We start from the raw sequence: 24,225 nt of genomic DNA on the forward strand, positions 1-24,225 counted from the left end.
GAAATGGAATGTGTGCGTTAACTGCCTAGAATCTCAATATGGCCTATTTTTATATTTGCTAGGAATGTTTTTCGTTTGCGATGTTTTGTATCGTATATTTTTGCGTTCCATTCAACATAATGGTAGTATTATGTGGTGTTATAGGGACATTACAGTAAAAATTGTAGGTTTTACTAAATATCGCTAACGGTGTAGATTGGTTGGGGGTGCACATATTTTGTCTAGTACCAAGAGAATCATGATCAGCCTACCGAAAAATTTGCTTCAAGAAGTGGATGGTTTGGTAGAACAGGATAACTCCAATCGAAGCGAATTTATTCGTCAAGCGATGAAGTTGTATCTCCGTGAGAGAAAAAAGCGCTTCATTCGAGAGATGATGAAAAAAGGGTACATGGAAATGGCTCGAATTAATCTAGGGATATCACACGAAGCTTTTCAAGCAGAAGAGGAAGCGGATTGTACCTTGGATCGTTTGGTTAGCGGGGTGTAGGTATCTTGATCGTAAAGCGTGGCGATGTGTATTTTGCTGATCTTTCCCCTGTGGTCGGATCCGAACAAGGTGGGGTTCGGCCTGTTTTGATTATTCAAAACGATATAGGAAACCGCTTTAGCCCCACTGTGATCGTCGCCGCGATTACTGCCCAGATACAAAAGGCCAAGCTACCTACCCATGTGGAGATTAATGCTAAAGCATATGGTTTTGATCGAGACTCGGTCATTTTACTGGAACAGATCCGGACGATTGACAAACAGAGGCTGACAGATAAAATTACTCATCTTGATGAAGAAATGATGAGTAGAGTAAATGATGCACTTCAGATAAGTTTAGGACTTATTGATTTTTAACATTTTATTTAGCAGGTAGGGATACCTGCTTTTTTTTATGTTTATTTCGCTTCTTTACGGGGAAATGATTTTGTGAATTCATCTAATGTTCATTAGCACTTGCATAACAATGTATTTGGTTAGTCTCAAACGGAAAGCATGTCTAATATCTATTTTGGAAAAATGAAGAAAACAAATTGAAGAAGGTTTTTGATTTTGAAACCCTCAGGAGGATGAATTGCAATGAAGGAACAACCCCTTGATCTGGTGAATTTAGTCATTCCCGCCAAAACTGATTTTGTCAGTATTGCTCGTTTAGCGGTCTCTGGGATTGCCAATCGGATGGGTTTTTCTTATGATGATATTGAGGATTTAAAATTAGCAGTATCTGAAGCTTGTACAAATGCAGTAGATGCACTATATACGGATGGAGATGGTGACATCAGAGTATGTTGTAATATATTCTCCAATCGCCTCGAAATTGAAGTAGCAGATCAGTGTATAAACGAAGAAGATTTAGAAAACCTAGAATTAAAAGCATTACGTGAACAAGAATTGGGATTATATTTTATCGAATCACTGATGGATCAAGTCGATGTTCAAGACGAGGGAGGGGTAATAGTTAAGCTGACTAAATTTATAAAAGAGAATGGAGTGGAGGAGCATGCCGGGTCGCCCGCATCCTACCCGACTCGATGAAGATCAAATTATTGAACTAGTCGATCGGTATAGGCGGGAAGGAGATAGAGAAGCCCAGGAACAGCTAGTCACCCAGTTTCGCGACTTGGTGGAATCCGTCGCATACAAATTTTCACGCGGGCAGGAATTATATGAAGACCTTGTACAGGTAGCAATGATTGGTTTACTCGCTGCGATCAAACGATACGATCCAGAAGTGGGCAGAAGTTTTGAAAGTTTTGCTGTCCCTACGATCGTTGGGGAAGTAAAACGTCATATACGTGATAAAACCTGGAGCGTCCATGTTCCTCGCAGAATCAAAGAATTAGGTCCTCGCATTAAAAAAGCAGTGGAACAGCTCACTATCAATTTACAACGATCCCCATTGGTTACGGAAATCGCAGAATACCTAGAAGTCACACCTGAAGAAATTTTAGAGACAATGGAAATGGGTCGAAGTTATCAAGCAGTCTCCATGGACTCTCCAATCGAATCTTCAACCGAAGGAAATCCCCTTACATTGTTTGATCTTGTGGGGGCAGAGGATGAAGCATTTGAAAAAATTGATAAGCAATTATTATTAGAGAAAATTTTTCAATCGCTCAGTAGTCGTGAAAGAGAAATTTTAGAGTTGATTTTCTTTGAGAACTTGAGTCAAAAACAGGTGGGGGATCGTTTAGGGATTTCCCAAATGCATGTTTCCAGATTGCAGCGTCGTGCCCTCAAAAAGCTTCGTCAAACGATACGCATGGATTTGTCGGAAATCATTTAGACAACTGTGATTCTACATAACAAATGCTTTCCCGAACCCGCTGAAGAAAGCTACAACTTGTCCACTTTGTGGGCAAGTTTTTTTCGTTATCCTGTTTTACATGTGATAGTTAAGTATGCCAAAATAGAGAACGAACACAAGTTTAGGTGGTGTAAAGATGGAAGTTATGGAAGCAACTGTAGATGTTATGGATTTAATTGAGCAAGTAGCTCGAGAGTTATCATTTCGAGTAGAACAAGTAAAAGTAACGATGGAATTGCTAGAAGCGGGGAACACGATACCATTTATTGCGCGTTATCGAAAAGAAATGACTGGAGAACTGGACGAAGAACAGCTTCGCCAAATTGAAGAAAGATATCGCTATATTGCAGGGTTGTATACTCGAAGAGATGAAATTATCCGATTGATAGATGAACAGGGGAAGCTGACAGAAGAACTGCATCAAAAATTAGTGAAAGCGACCAAACTCCAAGAATTAGAAGACTTATATCTCCCTTACCGTCCAAAACGAAAAACTAGGGCGAGTATGGCAAGAGAAAAAGGTTTGGAACCTTTAGCTAAAATCATTTTAGATTCAAAAGAGATCGTCAATAGCGAAGAATTGGCAGCCTCTTTTGTAAACGAAGAGAAAGATGTCAAATCCGTTGATGAAGCCATCAAGGGGGCACTGGATATTCTCGCAGAGGAGATTTCAGAAGACGCTGACACGAGGAAATGGGTACGCACCTATACTTGGAATCAAGGGGTACTAGAATCAAAGGCAGTAGATGCTGATGAGTCTACTGTTTATGAGATGTACTATGACTATCAAGAACCAATACGTACCATGCCTTCTCATCGTGTTCTTGCCGTTCGCAGAGCAGAAAGAGAAGGAGTGCTGAAGCTAAAGATTAAGCTACAAGAGGAAGAAGTTTATACTTTACTTCGTAAATGGTTCCCTCACGAAAATACATACACGCTGCCGATTATGCAAGATAGCTATAAGCGCTTGATTGCTCCTTCTATTGATCGTGAAATACATGCAAAAATGCTGGCAGATGCGGAAGAAAAAGCGATTGATATCTTTAAAGAGAACTTAAAACATCTATTACTCCAATCACCGATTACTGGCAAAGTAGTACTCGGGGTTGATCCTGCATACCGGACTGGATGTAAATTAGCAGCAGTAGATGATACAGGAAAATTATTAGATATTGATGTCATCTATCCTACAAAGCCAAATGATCGAGTGGAAGAAGCAAAGGAAAAAGTTCATGCGCTACTAGAAAAATACCCAATTAGTTTGATTGCAATTGGCAATGGAACTGCTTCAAGAGAAACAGAAAATTTCATTGCAGAAGTTATTCAGGAATCTGATAAAGATCTGTACTATGTGATTGTCAATGAGGCTGGTGCCAGTGTTTATTCTGCTTCTCCACTGGCGAAAGAAGAGTTTCCTGAGTTAGATGCAGCCAGAAGGAGTGCAGTCTCAATAGCAAGGCGGCTGCAAGATCCGCTAGCAGAATTAGTTAAAATTGATCCAAAATCGGTTGGTGTTGGACAATATCAACATGATGTTAATCAAAAGAGACTATCAGAGTCATTAACCCAAGTTGTGGAGTCAGCTGTTAACTATGTCGGAGTGGATGTCAATACTGCTTCTCCATCTTTGCTCCAATATATCTCAGGGGTGAGCAAAACAGTATCAAAAAACATAGTAGCAGAGCGTGAAAAGATTGGAAAATATACGAACCGAAAACAGCTTACGAAAGTACCAAAACTCGGAGCTAAAACATTTGAACAATCTGTTGGATTTCTGCGTATTCGTGAAGGAGATAATCCACTCGATAAAACACCTATTCATCCTGAATCTTATCCCATTGCCGAACAACTTTTGCAGATACTCGGTATTTCAGTAGAAGAATTGGGCCTCGATCAATCCAAGGAAAAGTTAAAAAAAGTCGATGTATCAAAAATGGCATTGGCATTAAATAGTGGTGTACCGACACTTAGAGATATGATCGATTCACTACTCCGTCCTGGAAGAGATCCTCGGGAATCTTTGCCTAGTCCTATTCTTCGGTCAGATGTGTTAAAAGCGGAAGATTTGGAGACAGGAATGCACTTAAAAGGAACCATTCGCAATGTTGTGGCCTTTGGGGCATTTGTAGATATCGGATTAAAAAATGACGGGCTTGTCCATATTTCCAAGCTCAGCAACCGATTTGTCCGCAATCCGATGGATGTAGTTACAGTCGGGGATATTGTGGATGTATGGGTGCTTTCTGTAGATAAAATCCGAGACCGGGTCAGTCTTACTATGGTACAAGAATAAAAGGAAAGCTAGGTAGCTCACCTAGCTTTTTTTGCTGAAAATTTCATTTTCAACCTCAAAATAAATTTTTATCTTTGTCCTCATATTCTTTTTTTATAAAAGTAAACCAGCATCGGTTTAAAAAACGTATTTGACCACGATCTTTTTGCCGAAATGCTTGCATCAATTGCTTACTTAGCCAATTGGGCATGGCATACTCCCCCTGTATAAAACTGATATTTACTTATGTTTATTACAGACAGGGGTTGTCTTGTGCCTATACTTGTGAGATTCCACGAAAAAAGTATGCATGAAATGAAAAGTTTGAGGGAAAAAGGTAGAAGAGGTGAATTTTAAATGAAAAAACAAACCTATTATGTAACAGTTGATGGAACCATTCACTCCGAACAGTTGTTAGATGATGCACCATATGATTTTGAAATTCAGGCAACAGATGAGGAAATAAAAAACGTACAAGATTTATTTCAACAAGCATACAATAATGACTGGGACACTTATGTGCAATCGCATTTACCTTTTCGAACCGAGGATCGACAAAAAGCGAGCACAGATGTAGACCAAAATGTCCGAGAAATTTATTCAGCGATATACCAATTGGGAACAGAAGAGACGAAAAAGAGCATAGAAAGTCTAGGTTTGCTTGATCTTTCTTGATCGAGCAAGTATACTTGGAGTTGAGAAATTGTTTTTATATCCATATTGGAGGAATGAGTAGTGGGACCACAATACTATCAATCTTCTTCTGCGGTTAGAACAGAACGAGGCTTATTTCAACGCGTTTTTTCGTGGATGTTTGCTGGCTTACTACTTACAGGAATTATTGCTTATTTCTTAAGTAGTAATGCAGACATATCTGCCCTGATCAAATTTAATAGCAGTATCATCTGGGGTGCCATCATTGTTCAAATTATAATTGTAATGGCTATCTCAGCTTTGATCGGCAGGATTTCCGCCTTTACAGCGACGTTTTTGTTTTTCTTATACGCAGCGATTAATGGGGTAACCTTTAGCTTATATTTTGCTTATGTAGATATCAGTACAATAGGTTCAGCTTTTATAATTACAGCTGGTATGTTTGGTATTTCGGCAGCGATTGGATTTATAACCAAAGCTGATCTTTCTAAAATGGGCTCTATCTTCTTGATGCTTCTTTTGGGATTAGCTCTTGCTACTTTGGTGAATGTACTCTTCTTGCACAGCAGTACAGGAAGCTTAATCCTCTCCTATATTGTCGTTGTTGTTTTTTGTGGAATTACCGCATATGACGTGCAAAACATTAAGCATATGAGTGCCAGCATTCAATCCATGGACGAAAATACTGCTACAAAAGTCGCTATTTATGGAGCATTGATGCTTTACATTGACTTTATTGCGATCTTGCAAAACTTGATCAATATTTTGAGCAGAGACTAATAATTAGCAGCAAATAAAGCCTTCTCACATCATGTGAGGAGGTTTTTTTGTAAGAATGAAAATTTATGCTTGACGCAGGAGGACAAATCATGCTAGATTATAGAAGTCGCTCAAAGCGGATAAAAAAAGCTTGCAATAAGTAGTGCTTTTTGTTAAAATAACTCTTGTCTCAAAAATGTTCCCAAATAGCTCAATTGGCAGAGCAATCGGCTGTTAACCGATAGGTTGCAGGTTCGAGTCCTGCTTTGGGAGCCAACTTAGGAGAGATACTCAAGAGGCCGAAGAGGACGGTTTGCTAAACCGTTAGATGGCGTCAGCCATGCGAGGGTTCGAATCCCTCTCTCTCCGCCAGACATTTCGGTTTTTAATGGCCCGTTGGTGAAGCGGTTCAACACACCAGCCTTTCACGCTGGCATGCAGGGGTTCGAATCCCCTACGGGTCACCATTTTTGGGCGTTTAGCTCAGCTGGGAGAGCACATGCCTTACAAGCATGGGGTCGGCGGTTCGATCCCGTCAACGCCCACCAGATTCAAAATATTTATTTTTACCCATACGGGGCTGTGGTGTAGAGGCCTAACATGCCTGCCTGTCACGCAGGAGACCGCGGGTTCGAATCCCGTCAGCCCCGCCATTTTTTTGTGGCGGTCGTGGTGAAGCGGTTAACACACCGGATTGTGGCTCCGGCACTCGAGGGTTCAAATCCCTTCGATCGCCCCACTTTTTTACACTTTGGGGAGTAGCCAAGAGGTAAGGCATCGGTTTTTGGTACCGTGTACCGAAGGTTCGAATCCTTCCTCCCCAGCCATTTTTTCAAAGCAATTTCAAATAAGTAAGAGCCATTAGCTCAGTTGGTAGAGCATCTGACTTTTAATCAGAGGGTCGAAGGTTCGAGTCCTTCATGGCTCACCATTTTCAAAAATATGCGGGTGTGGCGGAATGGCAGACGCACCAGATTTAGGTTCTGGCGCCGAGAGGCGTGGGGGTTCAAGTCCCTTCACCCGTACCATATTTTCATAAACTTTATATTTTGCGGTCGTGGTGGAATTGGCAGACACGCTATCTTGAGGGGGTAGTGGCCCTAGGCCGTATGGGTTCGAGTCCCATCGACCGCACCAATTCACACATCGAAGAGTTATGACCGTAACTTTTCTTTTTTTATGACCGGGGCGTGGCTCAGCTTGGTAGAGTGCCTCGTTCGGGACGAGGAGGTCGCAGGTTCAAATCCTGTCGCCCCGACCAAAGCTTATGCGGGTGTAGTTCAATGGTAGAACATCGGCCTTCCAAGCCGAATGTGAGGGTTCGATTCCCTTCACCCGCTCCATCACAAAAAGCTGTGCATCTGCACAGCTTTTTTCCTTTATTTGGGACTCCGAAACTTTCTTCTTTTCCGGTTTCTTGGTAAGATAGTATTATTTCATGAAGAAGGACGGTGTTAAACCTTGGATGAACCGATTATTTATACAGTAGATGAAGAGGAAACAAGAGCATTAGCATTTCAAATAGGGACGAGGTTATCTAAAGGAGCCGTCATTGCTTTATCTGGTGAATTGGGAGCAGGTAAAACAACTTTTTCACAAAGTTTAGCTAAGGGACTCGGTGTAGAAGAATATGTAGACAGCCCAACTTTTTCTATCTTAAAAATTTATAAGGGTAGATTACCTCTTTATCATATGGATGTGTATCGATTAGAGGAAGACAGTGCAGAAGAATTAGGCTTAGATGAATATTTATATGGAGATGGTGTAAGTTTAGTTGAATGGCCATCCCGAATTGCTTTGTTGTTACCGAAAGAGACCATTTTTATTGAAATAGAAGTCCTGCCAACAGGGGACAGAGCCATAAAAATTGATTCTCCCACACTGTACAAGGAGTTGATGGGATCATGAATATATTAGCAGTGGATACTTCAACACTTGTACTAAGTATTGCTGTATTAAATGAGCAAAAAATACTTGGAGAGAAGTCTACTAATCTGAAGAAAAATCATTCGGTTCGATTGATGCCTGCTATTGACGAACTGTTAACAGACTTGGATATGACATTATCGGATATGGATTTATTTGCAGTTACCGCAGGGCCTGGTTCCTACACAGGGGTTCGAATCGGAGTCACTACGGTTAAAACATTTGCATGGGCTTTACATAAACCATTTCTTGCTGTCTCCACATTGGAAGTTATCGCGATGAACGGACTGCATTTCCCAGGAAATATTGTTCCTTTAATTGATGCAAGGCGTGAACAAGTCTATGCGGCTGTATACCACAGGCAAGAAAACGGTCTGCAACTAAAAATGCCAGAACAGATTATTTTGATGGATGATCTGCTCGAACAGTTGAAACAAAATGAAAATGAGACACTATTCATTGGTGATGATGTCACTATGTTTAGTGATAAAATAACATCTGCATTAAAAGAGAGAGCGATTATGACGCCATCTAGTCAACATCTTCCACGTGCAAGTAATCTCGGCATATTAGCCCTGCAAAAATGGTTGGAAACAAATAAGAGTGAACGACATGACTTCTCTCCTAACTATTTGCAGTTAACATTGGCTGAGAAAAATTTATTGGGGCGGTTAACATGAACTTTATCAAAACGGTTTTGTTTCGCCCGATGAAGGTAACAGATATTCCTGCTGTTATGGAGATTGAAGAACTTTCTTTCACTGATCCTTGGAGTGAATACTCGTTTAAAGATGAGATTACTGCGAATGATTTGGCTTATTATATTGTCTCACTTGTAGATGGAAATGTTGTTGGATATGCGGGTATGTGGGTGGTGTTAGATGAAGCGCAACTTACTAATGTCGCTCTTCATCCGGATTATCGCGGGCAAGGAACTGGAAAAGAAATCTTGGCTTATATGATCGAGCTTGCAAAGCAACTAGGGGCTTCCGATGTGACACTTGAAGTCAGAAAGTCCAACCAAAGAGCTCAACATCTTTATCGGAATTTGGGTTTTACTGTGATCGGAACGAGAAAAAATTATTATCCAGACAATGGAGAAGATGCCATACTGATGGGATTGGTCTTGAATGAAGAATAGAACGGTGATACTGGGTATCGAAACAAGTTGTGATGAGACAAGTGTATCTGTAGTTATAGACGGAGAAAAAGTACTTTCAAACGTCATAAGTTCACAGATGGAGATTCACCAAGCTTTTGGGGGGGTTGTCCCAGAAGTCGCTTCTAGGCGCCACGTGGAGCGGATTACGTTGATAATCGAACAAGCATTAAAAGAAGCAAATGTAACCAAAGATCAGCTTAGTGCCATTGCAGTTACTCAAGGCCCAGGTTTAGTCGGCGCTCTGCTCATTGGGGTGGCTGCTGCAAAAGCACTAGCGTTTGCGCTTCGTATTCCTTTGATACCTGTTCACCATATCGCAGGGCATATTTATGCCAATCATTTGGTAACACCACTTCGCTTTCCTTTGATCGCCTTAGTTGTTTCTGGGGGTCATACGGAGCTTATTTATATGAAAGATCATATGCGTTTTGAACGGATTGGACGTACACGAGATGATGCAGTAGGCGAGGCGTTTGACAAAGTTGCTCGTTTGATGAACCTTCCTTATCCAGGAGGACCGCACATTGACCGCTTAGCAGCCCAAGGCTCACCTGTCTATCCCTTGCCACGGGCATGGCTGGAGAAAGAGTCATTGAATTTTAGCTTTAGTGGTTTAAAATCCGCCGTCATGCAATTTATCAAACAAAATGAGCATTACTCTGAAAAAGACTTAGCAGCTAGTTTCCAAGATGCAGTGTTAGATGTAATTGTTGAGAAGACATTTCGAGCGATGGAGCAAAAAGATGTAGAACATCTTGTCGTAGCTGGAGGGGTAGCGGCAAATAGCGGTTTGCGTAGCCGATTGCACAATAGAGCGAAGCAAAATAACATGACATTATGTATACCGCCACTAGAACTCTGTACCGATAATGCAGCGATGATTGCGTCCGCAGCATACTTTCTTTACGATGCTGAGAAGAAAGCTGACTTAGAACTCAATGCAGTAGCAAATCTTCCATTGATTTAATTTGTTGTAAATTTCCCTTCTAAATTTTTGTATACTATAACCATTATACATTTGATACTATAAGTATCTTTTTTGGGGGAAATGGGGAGCACATGAAACAGTCAGAATGGAAAAAATTCGGCAAACTCGTTTTATTTGTCACTGCATTTAGCATTGGGCAATGGATTCTCTGGAAACTATTAGCACCTGTTCAAGTTGTATTTACGATAAATGGATATGCACTCGACCTGACAAAAGCACTCCATCTGATAGAGAGTGTGTTGATTTATTCTGCGGTTTTATATGTTTTATTAAAAAAATATGGGTATTGGGAGAAGATTTTTGGTTCACAGGATATGATTGAACCTGAAACTAAAGAGGAAAATGCTACTAGTAAATAAGCTTTACTAGATTAAATGGATGGATGAAACAGCAAAGAAAAAGGCAAAGTTAGCAGATATTGCTAGCTTTTTTGCGTTTTTTAACATTTTTTAAGTATTCTCATTTTGTGGAATGTAACATATAATAAAAATATCAACAACCACCCGTCCCTATCCGAGTAATCTCGGAGAAATCGAGGATACTGCCATGACCGCTCGTCGCGCCTTCGAGATCGTCAGCAACGAGATCAACGACTTCAAGAACAGCGACTCCTTCCGCGCCCTGAAGATGTACGTTCTGGGTGTGGCCATCATTCTCACGGCCATGCTCATGACCGGCCGCACCACGCCCGCCGAGATCAAGTTCTACACCATCCGTACGGCCGGCTACGTGTTCGACCTGTACATGGAGTTCCTCTCCTGGATCAGCTCCCTGTACACGTTCGACAACTTCAAGCTGGTCTTCGAGATCGCGTTCATCACGGGTCTCGTGTTCCACGTGCTCAAGCTGGTCGTGAAGTCCATCTCCAACCGCATCGACAACTGGCGGAACCGGAAGAACGCCGTCGTCGCGATCCTTCCCGCCGCTCCCCAGTGGAACGAGGAGGGCAGCGGCGAGCAGTGGTCGACGCGAAACTACATCGCGCAGTAGTCCATCGACCGGGACGGGAAGGGCGATTTGTGTGGTTCTGAGTAGCAGACAGAAATGTCTCCTCCCACACCGATCGTCCCCCCGTAATATAATGAATTCCATATAGATGATAAAATGCTAGCGAGAATGCTGGCTTTTTTTTGCATGAAATTTGTATTGTCATATTAGTATGAAGATCAGCCTTTGTTTACAAGGAAAATTTGTTATAATAAAAGTATCGTATCCCGTCCTACAACCAGCACTGCTGGAGAATGTGAGCATCTGATGTTCGAGCTGTCCAAGCTCTCCGAGCGTACCCGTCGGAACCTGCTCCTCGCCGGTGCCAGTGTTCTCATCACTGCAGTCTTCTACGTCATCACGAACTCCGTGGTGGGTATGTACAACATGATCGAGCACGTCCAGCATGCTCCTGTGGCCACGTCCACGGTTGAGCACTCCCCCGAGCGTCAGGTTCAGCGTCCTTTCGTTGTCATCAACGTCGACGACACCGTGAAGGGTGTGAAGAGCACCTTCAACAGTTGGAAGAAGACCGCCGGTGAGCAGGTGGAGCAGCACAGCGCCCCGACCATCGGAAACTTCCTCCGGTGGATGATCGTTCTGATGATCGGAGGACCGATCGTCAGCCTGATCCTGTGCATCCCTCTCGCGGCGTCGGAAGCAAGGTAGTCGTAGCCAATACACATTCTCACCTGTAGGACGGGAGGGCAGTTATGTTGGATCGAGTACCAACTCGTCCACATCACTGTCCCCCGTAAATCCATAACTTAAATATAGATTATAGGGAGGTTAGCCTAGAGGCTGGCCTTTTTTTGTGTTTTTTACAAGGGTTGTATTCCCCTCATCTTTGTATATAATAAGCACATAACAACATCCGTCCAATCTAGGAGCTGGGATCATGAGGATCCGTGTCGCACTGTTCGCTGTGGCAGTCGCTGGTTTTTTCGTCCTTTCGATCATCGGAGCGCAGCTTGAAGCGCTGGAATCCGGACTTGGAATGCTCGGTCTGGAGGTCGAAAACCCGATGACCAAGATCTTCGAAGCTCTTGGCTCTGTCCTTGAGGTCATAGCTTGGATCACCCTTATCGTCGGGGGTGTGTACTTGTACTTCAAGCTCAATCCGAACAAGAGGTACTAGTCTCTGGCTGAGTACCATACAGCTTAATCCAACAAAGAGCCGATTTGGACGGAAGGACAGTGTGTCGAGTTGAGGTATTCATACATCCTCGCACATCTGTCCCCCGATAAAAAACTCATTGATATAAAAAAGAGGCTGGTCTTGTGGCTAGTCTTTTTCTGTCATATTCTACAAATTAGAAAATATCTTTTGAAAATAAAACATTACAGGTATACTGATTATGTACCTGTAGATGGCAACTGTAACAAATGAGGTTCCAATGTTCTCTACTGCTCAGAATCTGTTCTCTCCAGAAGATGACTCCATAGCTATCATCAAAGCTGGAGTACGTCATGAGTTCGACGAGACGCTGTTTTCACTCTCCATTGCGAACCCATTGGTATGGGAAGGTCTGATCTTGATCATCTGCTTCTTGGTCTTTCGGGCTGCATTCAAGGAGAGAAACTAAAGACGCCTTATTTAACTTTTGTAGGAGTAGGGCGATTGGACGTTTGTTTATGGTAGCAACACGCTAGTCATATGCATTCGTCCCCCGAAAATATTTTTTTAAAAAATAAAGTCTCCAAGACCAAGCAAAATATAGCTTGGTTTTTTCATGCCTCTATAAAAAAGTGGTATGATTAGTAAGTTCATCGAAGATAGAGAGTAGGTGAAAATATAATTGGAAAAACAAACTATACGAAAAGAAATAATTGCACTTCGGACAAAAATGAGTTCTTCAGATCGTCTGCAAGCATCACGTAAAATTTGTGAGAAAATCAAGCAACTTCCGATTTACCAAGAAGCAACTTCGATTTTGGCTTATTTTGCTGTTCGCAATGAAGTCAGTCTCTATGCCCTTATCGAAGATGCTTGGAAATCAGGAAAGAGGGTTTCGCTACCAAGTATGGAACAAGATAAGATTGTTCCTCGTTTGTTTACGACGCCCAGTACTTTGGAAACAGGAGATTTTCATATTCTGGAGCCGGATAAATCTTGTGAAAAAATAGATATCACCAAACTTGATTTGGTTTTGGTTCCTGGTGTTGCTTTTGACCAAAAAGGATATCGATTAGGTTTTGGCAAAGGTCACTATGATCGGTTTTTTGAAAATTTACCTGATGTCTACAAGTGTGGAATCGCTTACGACGAACAAATAGTGGAGACCATCTATCCAGAAGTACATGATATTCCTATGGACTTTGTGCTTACACCTAATAATAAAAACTTGCCGATTGGCAAGCCTTTCAAAGCGCAGACAGAGGGTTAGTTGCACTTATGCACCTCAGACAAGGGCACAAGTCTCGTTACGTCTCTATGCTCCTAGTCTCGCTTTGTAGATAGGATAAAATTTATACTCTCTTATCTACTAACGAGATATAAACTATGTTCCTGTGATATTTTGCCTGTTCGATTTTTTGCCGTATAATATAAGCTGGGAGGGGGTGGCTATCCTTGGCAGAACAGAAAATCCCAAAGGTAACTGCAAAAAGATTGCCATTGTATTACCGCTATTTAGAAAAGTTACATGCCATTGGCAAACAGCGGATTTCTTCTGCTGACTTAAGTGAAGCATTACAGATTGATCCAGCCACCATCCGGCGTGACTTTTCCTATCTTGGCGAACTTGGGAAAAAAGGATATGGTTACAATGTTACCTATCTATTGCAGTTTTTAAGAGATTTCCTAAAACAAGATGAGGTCACAAATGTGGTACTCATTGGAGTTGGAAATCTAGGGACAGCTTTATTGCGGTACAATTTTTACCGATCTCACAATACAAAGATTGTTGCTGGTTTTGATCAAGAGATAAGTAAGATTGGCTCCGATATAGATGGTATTCCGGTTTATTCGATGGATCGGTTAGCTGAAGTAATTTTGTTGCATCATGTGGAAGTAGCGATTCTGACTGTTCCTTTAAATGTAGCTCAGCCAACTGCTGACTTTATTGTGGATGCTGGAATTAGAGGAATCTTAAACTTTACACCTGCACGTATAACAGCACATGATCATGTACGTATTCACCATATAGATCTTACTACGGAACTTCAGACGCTTATTTATTTTCTGAAAAAGTTTCCAACAGATGAAAATCTGGAAGAGGAAGAGTTTTAAGGGGTTAATTCATGAGTGAAAAAGAATACCAGCCATTAGTAGATCATCTCACTGAACTTAGGCGCCGACTTATATGGGTCCTTGCTACTTTTGTTGTTGGTTTAGTTGTGAGTTTCATCTATGCAGCAGATATCTTTAAGATCATCAGTAAGGATGCCAATGAGCATTTTGCGTTGTATGCTCTGTCTCCAGCTGATTCATTTAAAATTTATATGCAAATCTCGCTGGTAGCAGCATTTATTCTCGCTTTACCTGTGCTGCTCTACCATCTTTGGCAATTTGTACGTCCTGGACTGGAAGAGAGAGAACAAAAAGCGGCTCTCATCTATATTCCAGTCGCATTCCTTCTTTTTATCGGGGGATTAGCTTTTGGGTATTTTTTAGTCTTTCCATTGATGATTGATTTCCTTACGAACATATCGAAAGAACTTGGTGTTAAACAGATGTATGGGATTTATCAGTACATCAGTTTTATGTTGAATGTGATTGTGCCCTTGGCATTATTATTTTTGCTTCCTGTTGTTGTTCTCTTTTTAACACGTTTGAGACTGATCACACCTTCCTTATTGATCAAAGTGCGTAAGGTTGCGTACATGATTTTAATTGTGATTGCTCTTATTATCACACCAGATTTACTTTCCAACTTCTTGGTTGCTGTTCCATTGATCTTGTTATATGAGTTGAGCATTGGATTATCTGTTTGGTTATATCGACGGATCGAAAGAGAAACAGCACTAGAAGAAATAGAGAATGAAGACTAGGATTTTTTTTCACAGAGAGCTTGCAAAATGTGTCTTTGATGATTAATATAAGTAGTGGGTGTTAGCACTCGCCGACGATGAGTGCTAATAAACGAACGACAAAAAGGAGGTTTTCCTACCATGATCAAACCACTTGGTGATCGAGTCATTCTAGAAGCTGTTGAGAAAGAAGAAACAACCGCTAGCGGTATTGTACTACCTGATTCCGCTAAGGAAAAACCACAAGAAGGCAGAATTGTTGCAGTAGGTGCTGGACGTGTCGATGAAAACGGCAACCGTGTTGCGTTAGAAGTAAACGCTGGCGACCTCGTAATTTTCTCCAAATATGCTGGAACCGAAGTGAAATATGGTGAGAAAGAATACCTCATTTTACGTGAAAGCGATATCCTTGCAGTTATTGAGTAATTTTTACATAAGAAGGGAGATTTTTAAAAATGGCTAAAGAGATTAAGTTCAGTGAAGACTCTCGTCGTGCGATGCTTCGCGGTGTGGATGCACTTGCAGATGCAGTAAAAGTAACATTGGGGCCAAAAGGCCGTAACGTTGTATTGGAACGTAAATTTGGTTCTCCACTTATTACAAACGACGGTGTTACCATTGCAAAAGAAATCGAATTAGAAGATGCTTTTGAAAATATGGGAGCTCAATTGGTAAAAGAAGTAGCTACCAAAACAAACGATATCGCAGGGGATGGAACTACTACTGCTACCGTACTAGCTCAAGCGATCATCCGTGAAGGATTGAAAAACGTAGCTGCTGGTGCAAATCCTATGATCGTTCGTAAAGGTATTGAAAAAGCAGTTGCAACAGCTGTGACTCAAATCCAAGAGATTGCAAAACCAATCGAAGGTAAAGAGTCTATTGCTCAAGTAGCAGCTATCTCTGCAAACGAAGAAGAAGTAGGTAAATTGATCGCTGAAGCGATGGAAAAAGTCGGTAACGATGGTGTTATCACTGTAGAAGAATCCAAAGGGATTACTACCGAGCTAGAAGTAGTAGAAGGTATGCAATTTGACCGTGGATACATTGCATCCTACATGGTAACTGATACAGACAAAATGGAAGCAGTATTAGATGATCCATATATTCTTATCACAGATAAGAAAATCAGCAACATCCAAGAGATTCTTCCAATTTTGGAAAAAGTAGTACAACAAGGACGCCCTATCTTGATCATCGCTGAAGATCTAGAAGGGGAAGCTCTTACCACTATCGTTGTGAACAAACTTCGTGGAACCTTTACTGCTGTAGCTGTAAAAGCTCCTGGATTTGGTGATCGTCGTAAAGCTATGCTAGAAGACATCGCTATTCTCACTGGTGGTCAAGTTATTACAGAAGATCTCGGTCTCGATTTGAAAACGACTGGTCTAGAATCTCTAGGTAATGCACGTCAAGTACGTATAAACAAAGACAACACCATTGTTGTAGATGGTTCTGGTGAAGTTTCCGACATCAAAGCTCGTGTTTCCCACATTCGTCAACAAATCGAAGAAACCACTTCTGAATTTGACAAAGAGAAATTGCAAGAGCGCTTGGCAAAACTTTCTGGTGGTGTAGCAGTTATCAAAGTTGGTGCAGCTACTGAAACCGAATTGAAAGAGAAAAAACTTCGCATCGAAGATGCTCTAAACTCCACACGTGCAGCAGTGGAAGAAGGTATTGTATCCGGTGGGGGTACTGCGCTTGTTAATGTAATTCGTGCAGTAGAAGAACTAGAGGCTTCTCTTCCAATCGGAGATGAAAAAACTGGTGTATCTATCATCAAACGTTCCCTAGAAGAACCAGTACGCCAAATTGCACACAATGCAGGTCTTGAAGGTTCTGTAATTGTAGAGCGTCTGAAAAAAGAAGATGTTGGGGTAGGTTTCAATGCACTATCTGGAGAATGGGTTAACATGATCCAGGCTGGTGTGGTTGATCCAGCTAAAGTTACTCGTTCTGCACTGCAAAATGCTGCATCTGTTGCTGCAATGGTTCTTACCACTGAAGCTGTTGTTGCAGATAAACCAGAAGAAAACAAAGCTCCAGCTATGCCTGATATGGGTGGCATGGGCGGAATGGGCGGCATGATGTAATATACATCATAAAACCTTGAACAATATCAGAAAAGGTCTTTCATCCGTTTTGAATGGATGGAAGACCTTTTTCTTTTTTGTTGTCACAAATAGAAAATGAACCTTCTGATAAGATGGTTCAAGTTAGAAATGTTGCTATTTTTGCAAGGCAATTATCAATTATTAATGTGGAGATCGATAGGTAAAATGAATAATTAAATCTTTAATAGGTATACTTCATTATAAATAAGTATAAAAGTATTGTTAATTCATATAAGATGTGCTAATCTTTATGAAAGCGTATACAGAACGGATTGTAACTGTTAAATCAGGCAAAACCGATCACCTTGGAAAAGGTAAGGTCTTGCCTTTTTCTGTTATCGGAGGTGACAAGGTGAAAATTAGTAAAATATTAAACAATAATGCAGTTATCTCAAGTAAAGATAAACAAGAGATTATCGTTATTGGACGAGGAATTGCTTTTAGTAAGCGTGTTGGAGATGAGATTGACCAGCAGCAGATCGATAAGATTTTCACTTTGGAAAACGAAGATACGATGAAAAAGTTCAAGTCCTTGATTACGAATATGCCTATTGAATATATGGAGTTATCTGAGAAGATAATTGCATATGCAAAAATGAAATTAGGAAAAAAGCTCAATGATAGTATTTATATTCATTTGACGGATCACATTCATTTTGCTATCGATCGGTATAAAAATAATTTACCGATTAAAAATGGATTGCTATGGGAAACCAAGCAATTTTACAAAGAGGAATATGAAATTGGCTTAGAGGCATTAAATATGGTTTGTGATCAATTTGGTGTGATTTTACCAGAAGATGAAGCTGCTTTTCTTGCGCTTCATATCGTGAATGCTGAGTTGAATGAAGAGATGCCTGTTTTGAAAAATATGACAAAAGTACTGCAAGAAATATTAACGATTGTACGCTATCATTTTAAAATCGATTTTAATGAAAATAACTTAACCTATTATCGTTTTATTACTCATTTGAAGTTTTTTTCCCAGCGTTTAGTCAAAGGAAGTCATTATCATAGTAAAACGGATGATGATTTATATCAGATTATCCAAAAAAAGTACTCAGAAGCGTATAGTTGTTCGCGGAAAATAAAGAAATTTATTGAAAATAGTTATACCTACGAATTAACAGATGAAGAAATGATTTACTTGACTATCCATATCGAGCGAGTCGTAAAAAATAATAACGAACAATAGGGGTTGTAACCTTGTGGGCAAAACCTGAGCAGATCATTCCATTTGAATGGCTGCTTAGGTTTTTTTATTCCTATTTTTGACTACACAATACAGCTTCAGATAAGGGAGTGTAAATATGAATTACGAAGACTTTGCCAAAGAAATAGTCCAATTAGTCGGTGGGAAGCAAAATATTTCTAGTCTTGTACATTGTGCGACTCGCTTGCGATTTAAATTAAAGGATGTTAAGAAGGCAGATAAGGAAAATCTACAGCATTTGCAGGGTGTGTTAAGCGTTGTGGAAAGTGGCGGACAATTTCAAGTTGTGGTCGGAAGCGATGTTCCAGAGGTTTATAAAGAAATTAAAAAAATCGCCGATCTAGATAACGCAAGAAATGATGGATCAAAAAATAAGTCGAATATGGGAACACAAATTTTTGAAGTCATTTCGGGTAGTTTTTCTCCGTTGCTAGGAGCGATTTCTGGAGCAGGTATGCTAAAAGCATTATTAGCTATTTTAACAATGACAGGATTATTATCTGATAAAAGTGGAACTTACTTTATTTTATCAGCAGCAGCAAATGCGATTTTTTACTTCCTCCCTATTTTTCTAGGAATTACAGTGGCGAAAAAGCTAGGGGCGAATCCTTATGTAGGGGGGATTATTGGGGCCGCCTTATTAGAACCAAACTTTACTGGCTTGCTAAAAAATACTGGTGATATCTCACATTTTCTAGGCATTCCAGTTGTTTTGATGAATTATTCATCTACTGTTTTTCCAGTATTTATCGCTGTCTGTATATATGCGGTTTTAGATAAATTTCTAAAGAAAATCATTCATAAAGACTTACAAATATTTTTGGTTCCGATGCTCGTGCTGATGATCATCGTACCATTGACCGTTATAGCATTTGGCCCATTTGGCGTATATCTTGGAAATGCTATCAGTCATGGTGTTAGCTTTTTGAGTGCAAAAAGTGGAATCTTAACAGGAGCTGTGATGGGTGCAGCTTGGACATTTTTAACCCTATTAGGTCTTCATTGGGGCTTGGTGCCACTCTTTTTACAAAATATAACATCTGGAGGCGATCCGCTTTTAGCGATGATAGGTGCTGCTCCTTTTGCTCAGATGGGACTTGCCCTCGGTATTTTCTTAAAAACAAAGGACAAAAATTTAAAAACAATTGCCGGCTCAGCGTTTTTACCTGCTGTATTGTCCGGTATAACAGAACCAATTCTTTATGGATTGCTGCTTCGATACAAAAAGACTATTCCTTATGTTGTGATTGCCGGAGCGGTTGGCGGTGCAATCGTTGGTTCAGTTGGAGCAAAAGCAAAAGTATTTATCGCACCTGCTTTTACAAGTATTCCAACAGTCACACCGATGGCATTTTACGCAATTGCGATGTTGACAGCCTTTTTTGGGGTCATGATTTTAACTGTATTATTCGGTTATGAAGATAGAAAGAAGAAAGAAGGAGAAAAAATCGAAGCAAATGATCAACTGACGGTAAAAAGAGAATCTATCATTAGTCCGCTAACGGGGATCGTCAAGCCGTTATCAGAAGTAGATGATCAAGTATTTAATTCAGGAGCAATGGGCAAGGGTATCGCAATTGAGCCGACGATTGGAAAAGTAGTTTCTCCTGTAAATGGTGTAGTTTCAACTATTTTCCCAACAGGTCATGCAATTGGTATTACCTCTGATAATGGAGCAGAAATTTTAATTCATATTGGAATCAATACGGTTCAATTAGAAGGAAAATATTATACACCCCAGATCAAACAAGGAGATCGAGTAGAACAAGGAGATCTATTGGTTCAATTCGATATTGAGAAAATTAAAGAAGCTGGTTATTCCGTAATTACCCCGATAATTATTACAAATACTAATCGTTATGTGGATGTGATCGAAACCGACAAAGAAACGATTCGCGAAAAAAATGTTTTGTTGACATTAGTCTATTAATTATTTTAATCAAGTATTTTTTATTTGCTGCCAAGGAGGCTGACAAAATGAATGATAAAAAGAGATTTCCGGAAGGATTTTTATGGGGTGGGGCTACTGCGGCTAATCAATTGGAAGGAGGATTTCGGGAAGGAAATAAAGGCCTAAATATTGCTGACGTTTTACCAGGAGGAAAAGAGCGCCTGCAGATTTTAAAATCTACTGGTTTTGATTTTGAGATTCATAACGACAGATATACCTACCCTAACCATGATGCGATTGATTTTTATCATCGTTACAAAGAAGACATCGCTTTGTTTGCAGAGATGGGATTCAAATGCTATCGCATGTCTATTGCTTGGACAAGGATTTTCCCAAATGGAGATGAGTTAGAACCAAATGAAGCAGGCTTAGCCTTTTATGATCGGGTTTTCGATGAATTACAAAAACATGGTATTGAGCCAGTGGTCACCTTGTCACACTATGAAATGCCTGTTTATTTAGTGAAAAACTATGGAGGATGGAGAAGTCGCGATGTAGTTGCTTTTTTTGAAAGATATGCAAAAACTGTTTTTCACCGCTATAAAGATAAGGTGAAGTATTGGTTAACTTTTAATGAAATTAATGCTGGTCTGGAAATGCCAATTATGGGTCTAGGTTTTGCTATTCATCAGGAAGAAGATAAATACCAGCCAACATTTCAAGCTTATCACCATCAATTCGTTGCGAGTAGTTTAGCTGTGAAGGCATGTCATGAGATCATATCTGATGCAAAAATTGGCTGTATGCTTGTATATGCACCTACGTATTCATATGATTGTAATCCTGAAAATGTCATGTACGCTCTTGATGAAGCGCGTTTGTTCAATAATTTTTGCGGAGATGTTCAAGTCAGAGGTGAATATCCTGCTTTTATTCAGCGCTATTTTAAAGAACATCATATTCAACTTGACATTCAACCAAGTGATTTAGAATTGTTGAAAACGTATCCTGTTGATTTTATCAGTCTTAGTTATTATATGTCGCGTACAGAAAAAAAGGAGAAAAATGCAGAGGAAACAGGAGAAGGAAATATATTAGGAGGAGTTAAAAATCGGTTTTTACAAGCGAGTGAGTGGGGATGGGAAATAGATCCGATCGGCTTAAGAATCTCGCTTAATGAGTTGTATGACAGATATCGAAAACCATTATTTATTGTGGAAAATGGCTTAGGTGCAAAAGACAGAGTAGAAGCAGATGGTTCTATTTTTGATGATTATCGTATTGCATATTTACGTGATCATATTTTACAGATGCTTGAAGCAGTTGAAGATGGTGTCGAACTCATGGGTTATACTCCTTGGGGTTGTATTGATTTAGTCAGCGCTTCTACAGGTGAAATGTCAAAGCGATATGGATTTATTTATGTAGATAAACAGGATGACGGCAGTGGGACATTGGAACGAAAGAAGAAAAAGTCATTCTTCTGGTATCAAGATGTCATTACAACAAACGGAGCAAATTTGGAAAAAGATTATGTTATAAGAACAAGGTAGTCAAAGTATGATCTTTGTAAGGCTAGGTATTTTATATCTAACCTTTTTAGTCCCTGTCTAAAACAAAGGCAGGGATTTTTATTTTCAGGTAATTTATTTGGAGTAGATTGTAAAAATATGGTTACGATAGATAGGAGAAGCTACATTTTCATAAAAAGGTGGGATTTTATTGTCACACAATCAAGGAAACCAAGATCAAAAAAATTCAGGGGGTACATTAACGAATCGGCAAGGACATCCGATTACAAACAACCAAAACATCCGAACGGTTAGTAATCGAGGTCCTGCTACGTTAGAAAACTACGATTTTATTGAGAAAATCAGCCATTTTGATCGAGAACGGGTTTCCGAGCGAGTTGTTCATGCCCGTGGTGCTGGTGCACATGGTTATTTTGAATCTTTTGGAACAGTAGGAAAAGAGTCGGTTTCCAAGTATACCCGTGCAAAATTATTTCAGGAGAAAGGCAAGAGAACTCCAGTGTTTGTTCGGTTTTCTTCTGTTATTCACGGAGGACATTCTCCAGAGACCCTGCGTGATCCCCGTGGTTTTGCTGTAAAGTTTTATACGGAAGATGGCAACTGGGATTTGGTCGGTAACAATTTAAAAATATTTTTCATCCGTGATGCGATGAAATTTCCTGATATGGTTCATGCCTTTAAACCAGACCCTGTCACCAATATACAAGATAACGAACGTTTTTTTGATTTTTGTGCTAACTCTCCTGAAACTTTTCATATGGTAACGTTTGTCTTCTCACCATGGGGAATTCCTGCGAATTATCGTATGATGCAAGGATCTGGAGTCAATACATACAAATGGGTCAATGAACACGGCGAAGCAGTTTTGGTCAAATATCACTGGGAACCAAAACAAGGCATTAAAAACTTAACCCAAGAAGATGCGGAGGAAATACAGGCTAAAAACTTTAATCATGCTACACAAGATTTGTATGAAGCAATCGAAAACAAGGATTACCCAGAGTGGGAATTACTCGTACAAATTATGAGTGACGGAGAACATCCAGAACTGGACTTTGATCCGCTCGATGACACGAAACTATGGCCAGAAGAAAAGTTCCCATGGCTGCCAGTTGGTAAAATGGTGCTTGACAAAAACCCAGAGGATTATTTTACAGAAGTAGAACAAGTAGCTTTTGGGACAGGTGTATTGGTTGATGGTTTGGATTTCTCTGATGATAAGATGCTTCAAGGAAGAACTTTTTCTTACTCCGATACACAACGTTATCGGGTAGGTGCAAATTATTTGCAACTTCCGATCAACGCACCAAAAAAGCGAGTTGCTACCAATCAAAGTGGCGGACAAATGCAATATATAGTGGACAACGGGATGACTCAAAACCCTCATATCAATTATGAGCCTTCCTTCTTAGGTGGTTTAAAGGAAGCTTCGCAGTCTGGGAAAGAACATACTCCACTTGTAGCTGGAAATTTAGTACGTCAATCGATTGACCGTCAAGATAATACAAAGCAAGCAGGGGAAACATATCGCCAGTTTGAACAATGGGAAAAAGATGAATTAATCACGAATCTGATCTCGGCTCTAGCACCTTGTGATCATCGTATACAAGAAGCGATGATTGCACTTGCGGAAAAAGCTGATGAAGAATATGGACGCCGTTTGCGAGAAGGGATAAAGCATGCTCCAAAAGGCGGTTCTAGTCAAAAGTCTCTTGGAAGTAGGGCAGGAGAACAAGCAGTACAAGAAGCAATAAGTAAAGGACATGAAGCAGATCCTTATTAAGAAGGTCTATTGAATGGATGAATGATAAAATAAATCAGCGCGCCCCCCTTGAACGCTCCAGGGGGGCGCGTCAGCAGTTCTAGTCAGTCCTTGAAGACGACATTATTCTTGAAAAGGAAGTTGAACTGCTCAGGTGTACCAGTGATGACGAGGTTGTCCTCTTCATCGGTACTAATAGAGATCAGGAACTTGTCCCCCATAGAGATTCGCCACACATTGACCATGAGATATGCGATCGCCTCTCCAGCGTTCTGCACCTCAAGATACCGGTTTTCATTCACTCCTCGGAGCCAGTCTGCGTTGATCTCAAAGTCCTGAAAGACAGGAGTGAGACCTTCATCTGTCTTCTCGAACACGACACCGCCGAAGGTCATTCGACCATCCTGCGTGCGAGTGAAGGGGACAGCCTTGATCGTCATGGAGCGAACAGTCAGCTGCACAATTACTCCTTTGTCAATAAACAGTAGGTTAACTGTAAATAATAATATACGAATATTCTAGTATTTTCAATTACAAAGCGACATATGAATAAACCATTTACAGGTGCTTTTCTGTAAATGAAGTATATTACTGAGGGTAAACTTTTTTTAAAAAAGGGGTTGCAATCTTTTTTTGACCGTGTTATATTATTTCTTGTCGCCGCGAGCAACACTCAAACGGCTGACACAAAAGA

The 24,225-nt window shown here is 40.4% G+C and carries 27 protein-coding genes and 12 tRNA genes; 37 read left to right on the forward strand and 2 right to left on the reverse strand.

Going from position 1 to position 24,225, the window contains the following annotated elements:
* Positions 1 to 238: 238 nt before the first annotated feature.
* The 5 genes from AC5WOE_RS11925 (at position 239) to AC5WOE_RS11945 (ending at position 4,589) form a co-directional block, all read left to right on the forward strand.
* The gene (locus AC5WOE_RS11925; protein WP_160800440.1) at positions 239 to 490 is read left to right on the forward strand and encodes a CopG family ribbon-helix-helix protein; all 252 of its coding nucleotides are present in this window, start codon (positions 239 to 241) and stop codon (positions 488 to 490) included.
* 5 nt (positions 491 to 495) lie between these two features.
* Positions 496 to 846 carry a type II toxin-antitoxin system PemK/MazF family toxin gene (locus tag AC5WOE_RS11930; RefSeq protein WP_240875848.1) on the forward strand — a complete coding sequence of 117 codons (351 nt, stop codon included), beginning with the start codon at positions 496 to 498 and terminating at the stop codon, positions 844 to 846.
* 222 nt (positions 847 to 1,068) lie between these two features.
* Positions 1,069 to 1,524 carry an anti-sigma B factor RsbW gene (rsbW, locus tag AC5WOE_RS11935; RefSeq protein ID WP_496050403.1) on the forward strand — a complete coding sequence of 152 codons (456 nt, stop codon included), beginning with the start codon at positions 1,069 to 1,071 and terminating at the stop codon, positions 1,522 to 1,524.
* Positions 1,490 to 2,275, forward strand: a complete 786-nt coding sequence (gene sigB, locus AC5WOE_RS11940; RefSeq protein WP_240875850.1) for an RNA polymerase sigma factor SigB — start codon at positions 1,490 to 1,492, stop codon at positions 2,273 to 2,275. Before rsbW ends, sigB begins: the two co-directional genes overlap by 35 nt.
* Positions 2,276 to 2,432: 157 nt before the next feature.
* Positions 2,433 to 4,589, forward strand: coding sequence for a Tex family protein (locus AC5WOE_RS11945; protein ID WP_496052667.1), 2,157 nt, complete (start codon positions 2,433 to 2,435; stop codon positions 4,587 to 4,589).
* A 55-nt stretch (positions 4,590 to 4,644) separates the two neighbouring features.
* Here AC5WOE_RS11945 and cmpA read toward each other — a convergent pair whose 3' ends face one another.
* Complete coding sequence (gene cmpA, locus AC5WOE_RS11950) at positions 4,645 to 4,779, reverse strand: cortex morphogenetic protein CmpA (RefSeq protein WP_496050405.1); 135 nt, start codon at positions 4,777 to 4,779, stop codon at positions 4,645 to 4,647.
* A 146-nt stretch (positions 4,780 to 4,925) separates the two neighbouring features.
* Here cmpA and AC5WOE_RS11955 point away from each other — a divergent pair, with 146 nt between their 5' ends.
* From AC5WOE_RS11955 to AC5WOE_RS12110, 32 genes are all read left to right on the forward strand, one after another.
* Complete coding sequence (locus AC5WOE_RS11955; protein ID WP_496052668.1) at positions 4,926 to 5,243, forward strand: hypothetical protein; 318 nt, start codon at positions 4,926 to 4,928, stop codon at positions 5,241 to 5,243.
* Between the two features lie 60 nt (positions 5,244 to 5,303).
* Positions 5,304 to 6,002 (forward strand): Bax inhibitor-1/YccA family protein, encoded by a 699-nt coding sequence (locus AC5WOE_RS11960; protein ID WP_496050407.1) that lies wholly within the window; start codon positions 5,304 to 5,306, stop codon positions 6,000 to 6,002.
* A gap of 179 nt (positions 6,003 to 6,181) precedes the next feature.
* Positions 6,182 to 6,257 (forward strand) — tRNA-Asn (locus AC5WOE_RS11965).
* Between the two features lie 5 nt (positions 6,258 to 6,262).
* Positions 6,263 to 6,353, forward strand: a tRNA-Ser gene (locus AC5WOE_RS11970).
* 18 nt (positions 6,354 to 6,371) lie between these two features.
* Positions 6,372 to 6,448 (forward strand) — tRNA-Glu (locus tag AC5WOE_RS11975).
* A 5-nt stretch (positions 6,449 to 6,453) separates the two neighbouring features.
* Positions 6,454 to 6,529 (forward strand) — tRNA-Val (locus AC5WOE_RS11980).
* Between the two features lie 28 nt (positions 6,530 to 6,557).
* A tRNA-Asp gene (locus AC5WOE_RS11985) sits at positions 6,558 to 6,634 on the forward strand.
* A 10-nt stretch (positions 6,635 to 6,644) separates the two neighbouring features.
* A tRNA-His gene (locus AC5WOE_RS11990) sits at positions 6,645 to 6,720 on the forward strand.
* A gap of 13 nt (positions 6,721 to 6,733) precedes the next feature.
* A tRNA-Gln gene (locus tag AC5WOE_RS11995) sits at positions 6,734 to 6,808 on the forward strand.
* 28 nt (positions 6,809 to 6,836) lie between these two features.
* Positions 6,837 to 6,912 (forward strand) — tRNA-Lys (locus tag AC5WOE_RS12000).
* Positions 6,913 to 6,925: 13 nt separating this feature from the next.
* Positions 6,926 to 7,009, forward strand: a tRNA-Leu gene (locus AC5WOE_RS12005).
* A gap of 23 nt (positions 7,010 to 7,032) precedes the next feature.
* Positions 7,033 to 7,118: transfer RNA gene (locus AC5WOE_RS12010), tRNA-Leu, on the forward strand.
* A gap of 47 nt (positions 7,119 to 7,165) precedes the next feature.
* Positions 7,166 to 7,242: transfer RNA gene (locus AC5WOE_RS12015), tRNA-Pro, on the forward strand.
* 8 nt (positions 7,243 to 7,250) lie between these two features.
* A tRNA-Gly gene (locus AC5WOE_RS12020) sits at positions 7,251 to 7,324 on the forward strand.
* 118 nt (positions 7,325 to 7,442) lie between these two features.
* Positions 7,443 to 7,889: a tRNA (adenosine(37)-N6)-threonylcarbamoyltransferase complex ATPase subunit type 1 TsaE gene (gene tsaE, locus AC5WOE_RS12025; RefSeq protein WP_496050408.1), complete on the forward strand. Its 447-nt coding sequence runs from the start codon at positions 7,443 to 7,445 to the stop codon at positions 7,887 to 7,889.
* Complete coding sequence (gene tsaB, locus AC5WOE_RS12030) at positions 7,886 to 8,587, forward strand: tRNA (adenosine(37)-N6)-threonylcarbamoyltransferase complex dimerization subunit type 1 TsaB (protein WP_496050409.1); 702 nt, start codon at positions 7,886 to 7,888, stop codon at positions 8,585 to 8,587. Before tsaE ends, tsaB begins: the two co-directional genes overlap by 4 nt.
* A complete protein-coding gene (gene rimI / locus AC5WOE_RS12035; protein WP_496050410.1) occupies positions 8,584 to 9,048 on the forward strand; it encodes a ribosomal protein S18-alanine N-acetyltransferase in 465 nt (154 codons plus the stop codon). The genes tsaB and rimI overlap by 4 nt, the downstream gene beginning before the upstream one ends.
* Positions 9,038 to 10,036, forward strand: a complete 999-nt coding sequence (gene tsaD, locus AC5WOE_RS12040; protein ID WP_496050411.1) for a tRNA (adenosine(37)-N6)-threonylcarbamoyltransferase complex transferase subunit TsaD — start codon at positions 9,038 to 9,040, stop codon at positions 10,034 to 10,036. The genes rimI and tsaD overlap by 11 nt, the downstream gene beginning before the upstream one ends.
* A gap of 92 nt (positions 10,037 to 10,128) precedes the next feature.
* A complete protein-coding gene (locus AC5WOE_RS12045) occupies positions 10,129 to 10,416 on the forward strand; it encodes a hypothetical protein (RefSeq protein WP_496050412.1) in 288 nt (95 codons plus the stop codon).
* Positions 10,417 to 10,603: 187 nt separating this feature from the next.
* Positions 10,604 to 11,047: a hypothetical protein gene (locus tag AC5WOE_RS12050; protein ID WP_496050413.1), complete on the forward strand. Its 444-nt coding sequence runs from the start codon at positions 10,604 to 10,606 to the stop codon at positions 11,045 to 11,047.
* Between the two features lie 264 nt (positions 11,048 to 11,311).
* Entirely contained in the window at positions 11,312 to 11,713 is a 402-nt protein-coding gene (locus tag AC5WOE_RS12055; protein ID WP_496052669.1) for a hypothetical protein, read from the forward strand.
* 229 nt (positions 11,714 to 11,942) lie between these two features.
* Positions 11,943 to 12,182, forward strand: coding sequence for a hypothetical protein (locus AC5WOE_RS12060; RefSeq protein ID WP_496050415.1), 240 nt, complete (start codon positions 11,943 to 11,945; stop codon positions 12,180 to 12,182).
* Between the two features lie 232 nt (positions 12,183 to 12,414).
* Positions 12,415 to 12,630 carry a hypothetical protein gene (locus AC5WOE_RS12065; protein WP_496052670.1) on the forward strand — a complete coding sequence of 72 codons (216 nt, stop codon included), beginning with the start codon at positions 12,415 to 12,417 and terminating at the stop codon, positions 12,628 to 12,630.
* Positions 12,631 to 12,843: 213 nt separating this feature from the next.
* Positions 12,844 to 13,431 carry a 5-formyltetrahydrofolate cyclo-ligase gene (locus AC5WOE_RS12070; protein WP_496050417.1) on the forward strand — a complete coding sequence of 196 codons (588 nt, stop codon included), beginning with the start codon at positions 12,844 to 12,846 and terminating at the stop codon, positions 13,429 to 13,431.
* A 185-nt stretch (positions 13,432 to 13,616) separates the two neighbouring features.
* Positions 13,617 to 14,276, forward strand: coding sequence for a redox-sensing transcriptional repressor Rex (locus AC5WOE_RS12075; protein WP_496050418.1), 660 nt, complete (start codon positions 13,617 to 13,619; stop codon positions 14,274 to 14,276).
* Positions 14,277 to 14,287: 11 nt separating this feature from the next.
* Positions 14,288 to 15,037: a twin-arginine translocase subunit TatC gene (gene tatC / locus AC5WOE_RS12080; RefSeq protein ID WP_496050419.1), complete on the forward strand. Its 750-nt coding sequence runs from the start codon at positions 14,288 to 14,290 to the stop codon at positions 15,035 to 15,037.
* 120 nt (positions 15,038 to 15,157) lie between these two features.
* A complete protein-coding gene (gene groES / locus AC5WOE_RS12085) occupies positions 15,158 to 15,442 on the forward strand; it encodes a co-chaperone GroES (protein WP_496050420.1) in 285 nt (94 codons plus the stop codon).
* 29 nt (positions 15,443 to 15,471) lie between these two features.
* Positions 15,472 to 17,112 (forward strand): chaperonin GroEL, encoded by a 1,641-nt coding sequence (gene groL, locus AC5WOE_RS12090; RefSeq protein ID WP_496050421.1) that lies wholly within the window; start codon positions 15,472 to 15,474, stop codon positions 17,110 to 17,112.
* A gap of 373 nt (positions 17,113 to 17,485) precedes the next feature.
* Positions 17,486 to 18,328: a BglG family transcription antiterminator LicT gene (gene licT, locus AC5WOE_RS12095; RefSeq protein WP_496050438.1), complete on the forward strand. Its 843-nt coding sequence runs from the start codon at positions 17,486 to 17,488 to the stop codon at positions 18,326 to 18,328.
* A 115-nt stretch (positions 18,329 to 18,443) separates the two neighbouring features.
* Positions 18,444 to 20,276: a beta-glucoside-specific PTS transporter subunit IIABC gene (locus tag AC5WOE_RS12100; RefSeq protein ID WP_496052671.1), complete on the forward strand. Its 1,833-nt coding sequence runs from the start codon at positions 18,444 to 18,446 to the stop codon at positions 20,274 to 20,276.
* A gap of 47 nt (positions 20,277 to 20,323) precedes the next feature.
* Positions 20,324 to 21,790, forward strand: a complete 1,467-nt coding sequence (locus AC5WOE_RS12105; RefSeq protein ID WP_496050423.1) for a glycoside hydrolase family 1 protein — start codon at positions 20,324 to 20,326, stop codon at positions 21,788 to 21,790.
* A gap of 169 nt (positions 21,791 to 21,959) precedes the next feature.
* Complete coding sequence (locus tag AC5WOE_RS12110; RefSeq protein ID WP_496050424.1) at positions 21,960 to 23,552, forward strand: catalase; 1,593 nt, start codon at positions 21,960 to 21,962, stop codon at positions 23,550 to 23,552.
* 83 nt (positions 23,553 to 23,635) lie between these two features.
* Here AC5WOE_RS12110 and AC5WOE_RS12115 read toward each other — a convergent pair whose 3' ends face one another.
* Positions 23,636 to 23,992 carry a hypothetical protein gene (locus AC5WOE_RS12115; RefSeq protein WP_496050425.1) on the reverse strand — a complete coding sequence of 119 codons (357 nt, stop codon included), beginning with the start codon at positions 23,990 to 23,992 and terminating at the stop codon, positions 23,636 to 23,638.
* Positions 23,993 to 24,225: the final 233 nt, after the last annotated feature.

It is taken from the genome of Shimazuella sp. NTD248 (assembly GCF_059510395.1).

Coding starts and splice junctions, on each gene's coding strand:
- AC5WOE_RS11925 (WP_160800440.1), top strand. CDS start 239: ATGATCAGCCTACCGAAAAATTTGCTTCAAGAAGTGGATGGTTTGGTA.
- rsbW (WP_496050403.1), top strand. CDS start 1,069: ATGAAGGAACAACCCCTTGATCTGGTGAATTTAGTCATTCCCGCCAAA.
- sigB (WP_240875850.1), top strand. CDS start 1,490: ATGCCGGGTCGCCCGCATCCTACCCGACTCGATGAAGATCAAATTATT.
- AC5WOE_RS11945 (WP_496052667.1), top strand. CDS start 2,433: ATGGAAGTTATGGAAGCAACTGTAGATGTTATGGATTTAATTGAGCAA.
- cmpA (WP_496050405.1), bottom strand. CDS start 4,779: ATGCCCAATTGGCTAAGTAAGCAATTGATGCAAGCATTTCGGCAAAAA.
- AC5WOE_RS11955 (WP_496052668.1), top strand. CDS start 4,926: ATGAAAAAACAAACCTATTATGTAACAGTTGATGGAACCATTCACTCC.
- tsaB (WP_496050409.1), top strand. CDS start 7,886: ATGAATATATTAGCAGTGGATACTTCAACACTTGTACTAAGTATTGCT.
- rimI (WP_496050410.1), top strand. CDS start 8,584: ATGAACTTTATCAAAACGGTTTTGTTTCGCCCGATGAAGGTAACAGAT.
- tsaD (WP_496050411.1), top strand. CDS start 9,038: ATGAAGAATAGAACGGTGATACTGGGTATCGAAACAAGTTGTGATGAG.
- AC5WOE_RS12045 (WP_496050412.1), top strand. CDS start 10,129: ATGAAACAGTCAGAATGGAAAAAATTCGGCAAACTCGTTTTATTTGTC.
- AC5WOE_RS12050 (WP_496050413.1), top strand. CDS start 10,604: ATGACCGCTCGTCGCGCCTTCGAGATCGTCAGCAACGAGATCAACGAC.
- AC5WOE_RS12055 (WP_496052669.1), top strand. CDS start 11,312: ATGTTCGAGCTGTCCAAGCTCTCCGAGCGTACCCGTCGGAACCTGCTC.
- AC5WOE_RS12060 (WP_496050415.1), top strand. CDS start 11,943: ATGAGGATCCGTGTCGCACTGTTCGCTGTGGCAGTCGCTGGTTTTTTC.
- AC5WOE_RS12065 (WP_496052670.1), top strand. CDS start 12,415: ATGGCAACTGTAACAAATGAGGTTCCAATGTTCTCTACTGCTCAGAAT.
- tatC (WP_496050419.1), top strand. CDS start 14,288: ATGAGTGAAAAAGAATACCAGCCATTAGTAGATCATCTCACTGAACTT.
- groES (WP_496050420.1), top strand. CDS start 15,158: ATGATCAAACCACTTGGTGATCGAGTCATTCTAGAAGCTGTTGAGAAA.
- groL (WP_496050421.1), top strand. CDS start 15,472: ATGGCTAAAGAGATTAAGTTCAGTGAAGACTCTCGTCGTGCGATGCTT.
- AC5WOE_RS12100 (WP_496052671.1), top strand. CDS start 18,444: ATGAATTACGAAGACTTTGCCAAAGAAATAGTCCAATTAGTCGGTGGG.
- AC5WOE_RS12105 (WP_496050423.1), top strand. CDS start 20,324: ATGAATGATAAAAAGAGATTTCCGGAAGGATTTTTATGGGGTGGGGCT.